Source organism: Microcystis sp. M53602_WE12, from assembly GCF_030065455.1.
Lineage (GTDB): Bacteria > Cyanobacteriota > Cyanobacteriia > Cyanobacteriales > Microcystaceae > Microcystis > Microcystis aeruginosa.
In genome coordinates this window covers 1-3,189 of the sequence record NZ_JASJFB010000446.1, presented here as the reverse complement: position 1 = coordinate 3,189, position 3,189 = coordinate 1, and the positions used below count along the sequence as shown (strand labels likewise).

At 44.5% G+C, this 3,189-nt stretch carries 1 protein-coding gene and 1 pseudogene; one reads left to right on the top strand and one right to left on the bottom strand.

Features of this window, described 5'->3' with window-relative positions; all coding sequences use genetic code 11:
- Positions 1-258 (top strand): annotated as a pseudogene (locus tag PX482_RS14970) (IS1634 family transposase); the annotation flags it as partial.
- 471 nt (positions 259-729) lie between these two features.
- On the opposite strand, the gene PX482_RS14965 reads toward PX482_RS14970, so the two are convergent.
- Complete coding sequence (locus tag PX482_RS14965; RefSeq protein WP_002761532.1) at positions 730-2,472, bottom strand: hypothetical protein; 1,743 nt, start codon at positions 2,470-2,472, stop codon at positions 730-732.
- Positions 2,473-3,189: the final 717 nt, after the last annotated feature.

Genomic DNA, 3,189 nt, shown 5'->3' with positions numbered 1-3,189 from the left:
ATGGGCTTGTGCCTGCTGGTTTATACTATTGGTCAAAGACAACTTCGTTTAAGTTTAAAACAGCAGGAGACGGGACGGAAAAATCCGTTGGGTAAGTTAACTGACCGACCGACGTTACGCTGGATATTTCAGAACTTTCAAGGGATTCATCTCGTCCGTATTCAAGACAATCAAAAGATTAGTAACTTAACGGATGAGAGGCGCAACATTTTGAGATTTTTCCCCAAACCTTGCCAAGAATATTATCTCTTATCTTGACGAGAGGTATTGACTTCAAGGGGTAATAAAACTTAAGCACTACTCGAACATCTCGACGCTAGATGTTAAGTCTGATTGCCCGTCCATTCTCAATAAGCACTGTTTATTGAGAATGACCGGGGGAACTCTGAAATTTTCGGCTTAGTTGCTGGCAGCTTGCCGCCAACTCACTCCTCTAGATAAGTATTTTGACTCACGCCCCTTCCTCTTTTGAGACGTTGTGACACTTAGGGTGCGGAATGTGGGTGGTATGGTTCGATCGGGGGGCGTGAATCGACTAAATCCTTATCTGGCAAGAGTTCTATTGATTAGTTCGTTCTAGAGCGAAAACAATTGACCAAAATCGCAGCAATGTCTGTCTCTATAAGGGTTTCATTCCTTATAACCCCGTCCATTGCATAACAAAAACCGAAGAACCATACTATTGACGACGACAAAACTTGAAAATCAATCGAAAGATAACAAGAATTACTATCGTGTTGCTTCAAAACCAACCCCTTCAAAGGTATAGCTCCAGTCAGGATGAGCCAAGACATTATCCCTTTCGGCTGGATTAGTCGTAAAGAAATGTCCTCTGGAGATCGGGTTATAGAAGCGGAAAACATCCGATCCTAGACTGGCACTCGCTCCGTAAGCATAGAAGCCAATTCCTTCAAAGTTATATTGCCATTCGGGATGACCGTTGACAGTATCCCTTTCTGCTGGATCGATCGTGAAGAAGTGTCCTCTGGAAATCGGGTTATAGAAGCGAAAAACGGGAAATAGATTATTACCAGGGGATTGGGCGGCTTGAAAACCAACTCCTTCAAAGGTATATTGCCATTCGGGATGAGCGATGACATTATCTTTTTCTGCTGGGTTGAGGGTAAAGAAATGTCCTCTGGAAATCGGATTGTAAAAACGGTAGACGGGACAAGTTAAGGGGTCGGGACAAGGAGGAGTAGGGGGGGGAGGGGAAGGAGCAAGATTCCAGCCTTCATCCTTTAAGATTCCTAGGGGGATGGGGCCCGGGTCGTGAATCGCTTCACCTAGGCTAAAATAGGGTGTATCTAAGGAATTAGGATTGCCCCGGGGATAAGTCAGTTCGTCAAGATGGGCGTAACTAGAACCTTGTTGCCATTGACTAGGGGCGTAAAGTTTCGGACGGATTCCATTATTCGCCCCTACAGCATTAGGTCCATCGAAGAAAAGGTTGTTGCTGGTTAGTTGATTACCGAGGGCAACAGACGGGTTAGGGAATAAGCTCGTATTAATGAGGCTTTGCCCCGCACCATTTTCTGTAAAGCGATCATAGATACCGGGAAAGCCCGTACCCAATCCCCAACTTCCCTGACCGCCACTGTAGTCCATCAAGCCAATGTTTCCTAAACCGTGTAATATTTCGTGCAGAGCGACGGTGACAAAATCATATTGGTTGGCTGGAGTCTTGCCATCTGTACCGAAATACCAGTTGGCAGTGCTATTTAACTCGGAGGTCATATCCCCATCGTTAGGCGCAAGATCTCGACCTGCTAGCTGATTAGCCAGGGCTGATGTGTACCATGTATTCGGTCGTGTTCCGGGGGATTCTCTCCAAAAGAGATTGGGGCTTGCTCGGCCGAGAATCGAAGGATCTAAGGGTTGCCAGTAGGCATCAACGGCAATCGGGATAGTTGAGACGATAATAGATTCCCAGATACTGACCGCATACTGAAAAGCCGCTTGTGCTTGAGGGGTATAGTTATGATAAGTAACATTAATTGTCGCCGTTCGAGCGTCAGCCATGAGTCGATTCTGTACGTCAATTGATAGAGGAACTAAAGAGGTTTCTACTGACTCGGATGATTGATTGGCGACGAGGATGATCGAGGGTGGTACTACCGATCCTGGCAACTGTTCGGAAGCGGGGGTAATCGAGGGTGGTACTACCGATCCTGGCAACTGTTCGGAAGCGGGGGTAATCGAAGGTGGTACTACCGATCCTGGCAACTGTTCGGAAGCGGGGGTAACCGAAGGCGGTACTACTGACCCCGGTAATTTTTCGGAAGCGGGGGTAATCGAAGGCGGTACTACTGACCCCGGCAATTGTTCGGGATCATTTTGACGATGAGGGTTAAATAAATCGTCTGTGGATAAGGACAAATCTCGATCGAATTCAAGGGGATTCATGATTAGAGAATCATTGAAGAATATTTGCCGATCGAGAGCTTGACTCGAATTGGTGCCGTTGTTCATACCTGTATAATTCTCCTCGTGAGGCGTTGTAGAGAAAGAGTCCGGTGACAGATAATTATCAAGAGAAAACGAGGGTGATGAGAGGGTTTACTTCCTTCCCGCAGCAACACGACCCAACCGACAAGCCTTGTCGTGTTAATGTTTGTGAACCCAGGCAATGGGCAATTTAAGAGCGGGAATGGAGTAGTCATTCCACAACATACAACTTTATCTAGATAACAGAATTCCAGACTCAAATAGAATTTATAATCCGACAGCAGAATGATTTTATCTATCTAACCCGTAACAACTAGACTTCAGGTTTTAAACCTCATTCCACTATTAGAATAATATTGCCATATCCAACAGTTCGAGAAACCCATCAATGAACTGGCCCCCACTAAGTACCTATTGTTGTTTCTGTTTCTTCTTTTCTCGTATTTTGAAAACGGGATCTGTGTTATTCGGTCATTTAGACTATTTCTACAACTCGATCGTAGTCAAAAATATCTTGTATTTTGTTGTTTCGTTATATAAGTTAATAGTTATTTGAGCGTTTAACAAGCTGAACGGTTCTTCCCAAGACAGGGATGACCGGCTTTTCTGATTAGTAAGCTTTTACGCATTTAAGTTACATTGACAGCATTACCCTTATTTTTAAGTTTTCTACTCCATTTAATAATCAATCCCCCTTCATTTAAAAGCTGATTGACTACTTTTTCCAGTTCTTCTTTATTT

Excerpts from the sequence above, each read along its gene's own strand:
- PX482_RS14965 (WP_002761532.1), bottom strand. The coding sequence starts at position 2,472 with ATGAACAACGGCACCAATTCGAGTCAAGCTCTCGATCGGCAAATATTC.